The organism is Pacificibacter maritimus, assembly GCF_003814915.1.
GTDB lineage: Bacteria > Pseudomonadota > Alphaproteobacteria > Rhodobacterales > Rhodobacteraceae > Celeribacter > Celeribacter maritimus.
Window position 1 is genome coordinate 455,261 of sequence record NZ_RKQK01000003.1, and the last position, 6,365, is coordinate 461,625.

Consider the following 6,365-nt stretch of genomic DNA (forward strand, 5'->3'; position numbering starts at 1 on the left):
AGATGGACTTAACTCAAAGCCAACTCGACTTTCGCGAAGGCATGAGCCGTATGGGCGCTGGCGTGAACCTGATCACGACGGATGGGCCCGCTGGCAAACATGGCCTCGTGGCCTCTGCCGTTTGCTCCGTGACCGACGCCCCGCCCACCCTCTTGGTCTGTGTGAATCGCAGCGCATTCGTGCATGACAAGTTGCTCGACAACCGCGCGCTCTGTGTCAACGTTTTGGCGGCGCATCACCAAGACCTGTCAGATGTTTTCGCGCGGTTTGTGCCCGGCGTTGATCGGTTTTCGCATGGCACATGGACCACAGCAAAGACCAACGCGCCCGTGTTGCAAGATGCCAATGTGGCCTTCGATTGCCGCATCGGATCCGTCGTTGAGCAAGGCTCGCATTCGGTGATGTTTTGCAACATTCAAGCGGTGCATCTACCGGAAAAATCTGATCGCGGCCTCGTCTACTTTAGCCGCGACTACCATCACTTAGAAGCGCACCAAGACGCTTAAACCATGGGCTGTCCCCACGGGGGCACTCCGGCGCTCCTTCTTCGATGCTTCATATAAAGCAGTCAGCCCCTTGCACTGCGTAACTTTTGATCGTCGCAAGGAATAGGGCGCAAATTCGCAGGTAAACGGCTGAAAATCTAGGAACGAACCGCCGGCCAATTTACAGTAGTTTTACTGCAAGTCAGCACAGGAATGAACCGTAACACCGAACCAACAGATCAGGCATGAAACGCATCAAAAGAAACTGCGCGCGTGCCGAACAGGGAAAAAAAATGAAACATCTATTTTCGACCATTGCTACAACGCTCATTTTCGCTAGTCCCACGTTTGCGGACACAACCCTCACCGTGGCCAATTGGTTGCCGCCATCTCACCCGCTGGTCTCAGAAGTGATCGTGCCCATGACAGAGCAGATCAATGAGGCGACAGGCGGCAGCGTGACCGCCAATATTTTACCTGCGCCCCTTGGACCGCCCCCCGCGCATTTTGACTTTGCCATCAATGGTGTGGCCGATATCACCTTTGGGGTGCAGGGCTATAACCCGGGCCGCTTCAAAACCACCAACATCGCAGAGGTGCCCTTCTTGGGCGACAGCGCCGAAGCCGTTTCTGTGGCCTACTGGCGCACCTTTGATGCGATGCTGAAAGATGCGGGAGAATATGACGGCGTGAAAGTGCTCGGCGTCTTCACCCACGGGCCGGGACAGGTCTTTGTCAAAGAAGCGGATACCAGCGCCACTGATCTTTTGGACGGGCAAAAATTGCGCGTCGGCGGCGGCATTGCCCATGAAGTTGCCACCGCTCTTGGGGCTGTGCCTGTGGAAGGTCCCTCGTCTAAAGCCTATGAGCTTTTGAGCCAAGGCGTCGCCGATGGTATTCTTTTCCCATATGAATCTGTGAATTTTTTCAAACTGATACCCCAGCTTGGCGAGGCGGTTTCCGTGCCAGGTGGCCTGTACAACACCTCCTTTTATGTGGTGATGAACAAAGGCAAATGGGAGAGCCTCACAGCTGAGGAACAAAGCGCCATTGACAGTGTGACCGGCGAAGCGCTTGCCCGTATGGCAGGCCAGATGTGGGACCGCGCGGATGCGTCAGGCCTCGACGCCATGGCAGGTCAAACCACCGTCACCCCAGCCTCTGAGGATCAGCTCGCAGCTTGGACAACCGCGCTACAGCCAGTGGTGGATGCGAAACTTGCAGAGGTGAGTGCCACAGGCCTGGATGGCGCGGCCGCTCTGGCCATGCTGAAGGCTGAAATCGCAGCCGTTGAAGCGGACTGATGCGCAGCGCGATCCCCACAGAGGTTCAGGAGGGGCGTGATAACGCCTCTTCTGAGCCTCACCTCTCACGGACGGGCATCGTTCTTGGGGGCTTAGGCGGTATTCTTTTGCTGAGCATGATGGGTCTTACCGTTTGCGACGTAATTGGGCGCTATCTGTTCAATGCGCCGATCGTTGGCGCCACGGAGCTCACCGAAATATTGCTCTGCGCAGTGATATTTCTGGGTTTGGGCGCTGTTTCACTGGCGCAAGATCATGTCACGGTGGATTTGCTCACGGAGAAAATGCCCAAGCGCACAGAACCGCTGCGTGAAGCCCTCACAGGTCTGTTCAGCGCGGTGATCTTGATGGTCGTCTCTTGGCGCATCTGGATCTATTCCGATCAAATTGGCGGCTATGGCGGGCAAACCACCAACCTTCATATACCGCTCGCACCGCTGGGCTATTTTTGCGCTATCTGCGCCCTGTGTGGCGCGCTCATCACCGCCCTTATCCCCCTCAGACGCCTTTTGAGCGCCTCCACACACTAGCCGCGACACAATAAAGGATTTCCCATGGAACACTGGCCTGTCGGAATGGCACTTCTTGCCACTCTTCTCTTTTTAGGTGTGCCGATCGCATTCGCGTTAACAGGCGTTGGCCTCATTGGCGTGGTGTCGATCATTGGCTGGGCCCCCTCTTTGGCCCTGCTAGGATCGGTGTTTTTCGACAATGGGCGCGACTACTCGCTGTCGGTGCTGCCGCTGTTTCTCATGATGGGCAACTTTGTGGTGCAATCAGGGATCGCGGCCGAACTCTACACCTCTGCCTATGCTTGGCTCAGACACCGTAAGGGGGGCTTGGCGACAGCCACTGTTGTGGCCTGCGGCGCGTTTTCGTCCGTATGTGGATCGTCTTTGGCCACGGCGGCGACCATGACCAAGATCGCCCTGCCCTCGATGCGTAAATTTGGCTATCCCGATCAGCTGTCCACCGCTTCCATTGCTGCGGGCGGCACATTGGGCATTTTGATCCCGCCATCGGTGATCCTTGTTTTCTACGGTATTTTGACCCAGCAAGACATTGGCCGCCTGTTTTTGGCCGGGCTTATTCCGGGCATCATTGGTGTTATCGGCTATTCCCTTGCCGTGCGCCTTTCGCTGCGTATGCAAAAAATTGACCTGCCCACCGAGGCCAAACTGCCCCTGAGCGAGCGCCTTATTGCGCTCAAAGGAACGGCTGGGGCTTTAGTGCTTTTTGCCTTTGTCATGGGCGGCATTTATCTGGGGGTTTTCACCCCGACAGAAAGCGCGGGCATGGGGGCTGGCGGCGCTTTGCTCTTGGTGATTTTAAAGGGTAAGTTCACGGTCCACTCCACGCTCAACGTATTGTTCGATACGATGAAAACCACCGCAATGATGTTTTTCATTCTGTTTGGCGCGCTCACTTTCACGAATTACGTGAACATGTCTGGCATGACGACAGACATTCAAAGCTTTATCACGCAAGTGACCACTGGTCCCTTAGGTTTCATCCTCGTCGTTCTATGCATCTACCTCGTGCTGGGCTGCTTTTTGGAAAGCCTGTCGATGATCATGCTGACAGTGCCGGTTTTCTACCCCATTGCGGCCAATCTGGGCATTGACCTGATCTGGTTCGGCATCTTCGTCGTAATGGTCACAGAAGTCTCCTATATCACCCCGCCCGTGGGCATGAACGCCTTCGTCTTGCGCTCCGTTGTGCCTGACGTGCGCCTCGGCACCATTTTCAAAGGTTTGGTGCCTTTCGTCTTCGTCGATGTACTGCGCATCTGCCTGCTCACGGCCTTTCCTGCCATCGTTCTTTTCCTCACCTAAATTTGAGACTTTTCATGACCACTCCCTACAAAATTGGCGTCATCGGCGCTGGAAACATCGGCACGGCAATGGCGGCCTTGCTGTCGCAATCTTCAGCCGAGGTCTGGCTGACTGCGCGCGGCGCACGGCTCAGCCAAATCAGCGCGCAGGGCGTCGTGCTTGATGAGCGCGGCAGTGAAATCCACGCCACGCCAAAGACCGCGCCACAGCTGCGAGAGCCGATGGACGCCCTATTTGTCTGCGTGAAATCGCAAAGCCTTGCGCAGGCCATCGCCCTCAACAAAGCCGCCATCACCCCTGAAACCTTGGTGGTCCCCATGGTCAATGGCCTGCCGTTTTGGTTCCATGCTCAGGCGGACCAGATGAACGCCATGCCGCTGCTCGATCCTGACGGGGCGCTATCAGGCCTGCTGCGCCCTGCTCAAGTGCTCGGCGCGGTGCTTTTGATGACCGTGCAAATGGATGCGCAAGGGCGCGCCACCTCCAGCAACACACCGACCCTCAGTTTGGGCTGCGTCAGTTCTGGCGCTGATGATGCGAAGATCGAAAAACTGGTGTCTTATTTGGACGCAAGCGGTGTGCGCACGGACGTCACCCCCGCTATTCGCGAAAAAGTCTTGGTGAAGTTGCTGGCCAATTTCACCACCAACCCCTTGTCGGCCCTCACAGGCGCGATGTTGGACGAGATTGGCACGGATCCCGCGTTGCGCGATATCGCTCTGGCGCTTGCCGATGAATTTAGAACCTGGGCTCTTGGCGAAGGTTTTGAGTTGCCGACAAACGCGTGGCTTGTCGATCTGCTGCAAGATGCCGGCGCCTTCCCCACATCGATGCTGCAAGACGCCCTTGCCGGCAAACCTCTCGAACTGGACGCCATTTGCCGCGCCCCCCACGCCCTCGCCGCCGCCAAGTCGCAGGCCATGCCGATGATGGCGCGCCTGCTTGAGGCGCTCAAAACCGACCAAACCCTCCCCCTTCCAAAACCGCAGGTAGAGGCGTTGATCCAATCCCTGCACAGACCGATTCCTGCCTGAAAGGACCCAATATGACACAGACACCATTAGACAGCGCCGCCCTGAGCGAAGCCGAGCTGCGGGTACAACTCGCCGATTTCTATCATCTCGTCAGCTACTTGGGATGGACTGAGCTGATCTTCAATCACATCTCCATGCGCCTTCCCGGTGAAGAGCATGCCTATCTCGTAAATCCTATGGGCCTGCACTATGACGAGGTCACGCCTGAGAACCTGCTGGTCGTGGGTGTCGACGGAAAGCTTCTGCGCGAGAGTCCCTACAAGCCAAACCCTGCGGGCTTTGCTTTGCACGGTGTAATCCACGAACATCGTCCCGATGTCGGATGTATTGCCCACACCCATACAACCCCGATCTCTGCGATGACCATGAAAGGGTTTGGTATCAATCACGACAGTTTCTACGGCGCACAGCTCTACGGACGTGTTGGCTATCACACCTTCGAGGGCATCACGATCTATGACGACGAGCGCGAGCGTATGCTGGAGTCGCTCAAGGACAAACATGTGTTGGTGCTGCGCAATCACGGTATTGCGGTCTGTGAAGCGGATATTCCGTTGACGTTTTTCCTCTTGTGGACGGTGCAGCGCGCGGCGGAAATTCAATGTGCAGCGGGCGGCATTCCTGGCCCAGACAACGCCTTGCCCGATGAGGTCAAACAAAAATGTGCCGATGATGCGCAGCGTTTGAAGGACAATGCGAGCTTTGCCACGTTGATGTTTGACGCGATGGTCCGCAAAATGAAACGTGATCGTCCTGAGTTTGCGTAACGCTGCCCCTGACCAAGTGAAAACGACACCAAAAATAACCAAAGGGCGAAAGCGTCGGCGTGCCCTTTGGTCTCGTATCGCCAATATTCAGCTAAAGCCAACAACCGTTCGCCCCTTGGCCAACTGCGTCACATTTCACGTTCTCATGGGGGTGAAATCTCTATATAGACGCTCTAGACTTCCACTTGGAGATATCTGTTGTGAGCTCAAACCACGATAGCCCGAACAAATTTAAGCAAAATTGGCCGTTTTTCTGGTTCAGCCAAATCAATGCGGCATACACGAATGTGTTAGAGCGTCGCATAAAGGCTTACGGCATTGATATCCCTCGCTGGCGTGCCATGATGAGCCTGTATGAAGACCAATACTTATCGGTGTCTGAAATTGCTGAATTTTCCGCTCAAAAGCTCAATACGACGACAAAGGTCGTTCAACGCATGATGAAAGACGGCTTGGTTTCGACGCGTGTCCGCCCTCAAGACGGACGCGTCACCGAAGTTTGCCTCACAGACAAAGGCGAGAAACTACGCAAGCAGGCGTTCACAGAAGCGCAGGCGGTTTTCGACGCAACTTTCAGTGAACTATCTGAGGGTGAGATACAGGACTTAAATACGACCCTATCTCGTTTGCACACACGACTTAAAGACCAGTAACTGACGCATCGCCCGCAAAGCATCGCTTGCGCTCCAATGGCTTTATCGAAGATGAAAATCAGGGATTTTCCACGCGCAGTACAGCAACCGATGAAAAACCGAACATGTCTAGCGCCCGATTTCGAAACCCGTAATTTTGAAATTCCCCAATAGAGTGACTGGTCCTGTTGGCCACACACCGAGCCGCAGCTAAACATGTGTGATGTCGTTTTGCGCTTAAAGGTTGGCTGTGAGCTTGGCATCGCAGGTCATAAGGCTTGGCTATGTTATCTGGTGAATTGGCAGAG

7 protein-coding genes are annotated in these 6,365 nt (G+C 55.3%); all 7 read left to right on the plus strand.

Going from position 1 to position 6,365, the window contains the following annotated elements; translation table 11 throughout:
- Positions 1 to 2 precede the first annotated feature (2 nt).
- The 7 genes from EDD53_RS11470 to EDD53_RS11500 all read left to right on the plus strand — a co-directional run bounded on the left by EDD53_RS11470 (position 3) and on the right by EDD53_RS11500 (position 6,078).
- On the plus strand, positions 3 to 506 hold the full coding sequence (locus EDD53_RS11470) for a flavin reductase (RefSeq protein WP_123793381.1): 504 nt from the start codon (positions 3 to 5) through the stop codon (positions 504 to 506).
- A 272-nt stretch (positions 507 to 778) separates the two neighbouring features.
- On the plus strand, positions 779 to 1,789 hold the full coding sequence (locus tag EDD53_RS11475; RefSeq protein ID WP_123793382.1) for a TRAP transporter substrate-binding protein: 1,011 nt from the start codon (positions 779 to 781) through the stop codon (positions 1,787 to 1,789).
- The gene (locus EDD53_RS11480; protein ID WP_123793383.1) at positions 1,789 to 2,319 is read left to right on the plus strand and encodes a TRAP transporter small permease; all 531 of its coding nucleotides are present in this window, start codon (positions 1,789 to 1,791) and stop codon (positions 2,317 to 2,319) included. Before EDD53_RS11475 ends, EDD53_RS11480 begins: the two co-directional genes overlap by 1 nt.
- A gap of 24 nt (positions 2,320 to 2,343) precedes the next feature.
- Complete coding sequence (locus EDD53_RS11485; RefSeq protein ID WP_123793384.1) at positions 2,344 to 3,624, plus strand: TRAP transporter large permease; 1,281 nt, start codon at positions 2,344 to 2,346, stop codon at positions 3,622 to 3,624.
- Positions 3,625 to 3,638: 14 nt separating this feature from the next.
- On the plus strand, positions 3,639 to 4,658 hold the full coding sequence (locus EDD53_RS11490) for a ketopantoate reductase family protein (protein WP_123793385.1): 1,020 nt from the start codon (positions 3,639 to 3,641) through the stop codon (positions 4,656 to 4,658).
- 11 nt (positions 4,659 to 4,669) lie between these two features.
- Positions 4,670 to 5,425 (plus strand): class II aldolase/adducin family protein, encoded by a 756-nt coding sequence (locus EDD53_RS11495; protein WP_123793386.1) that lies wholly within the window; start codon positions 4,670 to 4,672, stop codon positions 5,423 to 5,425.
- Positions 5,426 to 5,625: 200 nt separating this feature from the next.
- Positions 5,626 to 6,078, plus strand: a complete 453-nt coding sequence (locus EDD53_RS11500; RefSeq protein WP_246002369.1) for a MarR family winged helix-turn-helix transcriptional regulator — start codon at positions 5,626 to 5,628, stop codon at positions 6,076 to 6,078.
- Positions 6,079 to 6,365 lie beyond the last annotated feature (287 nt).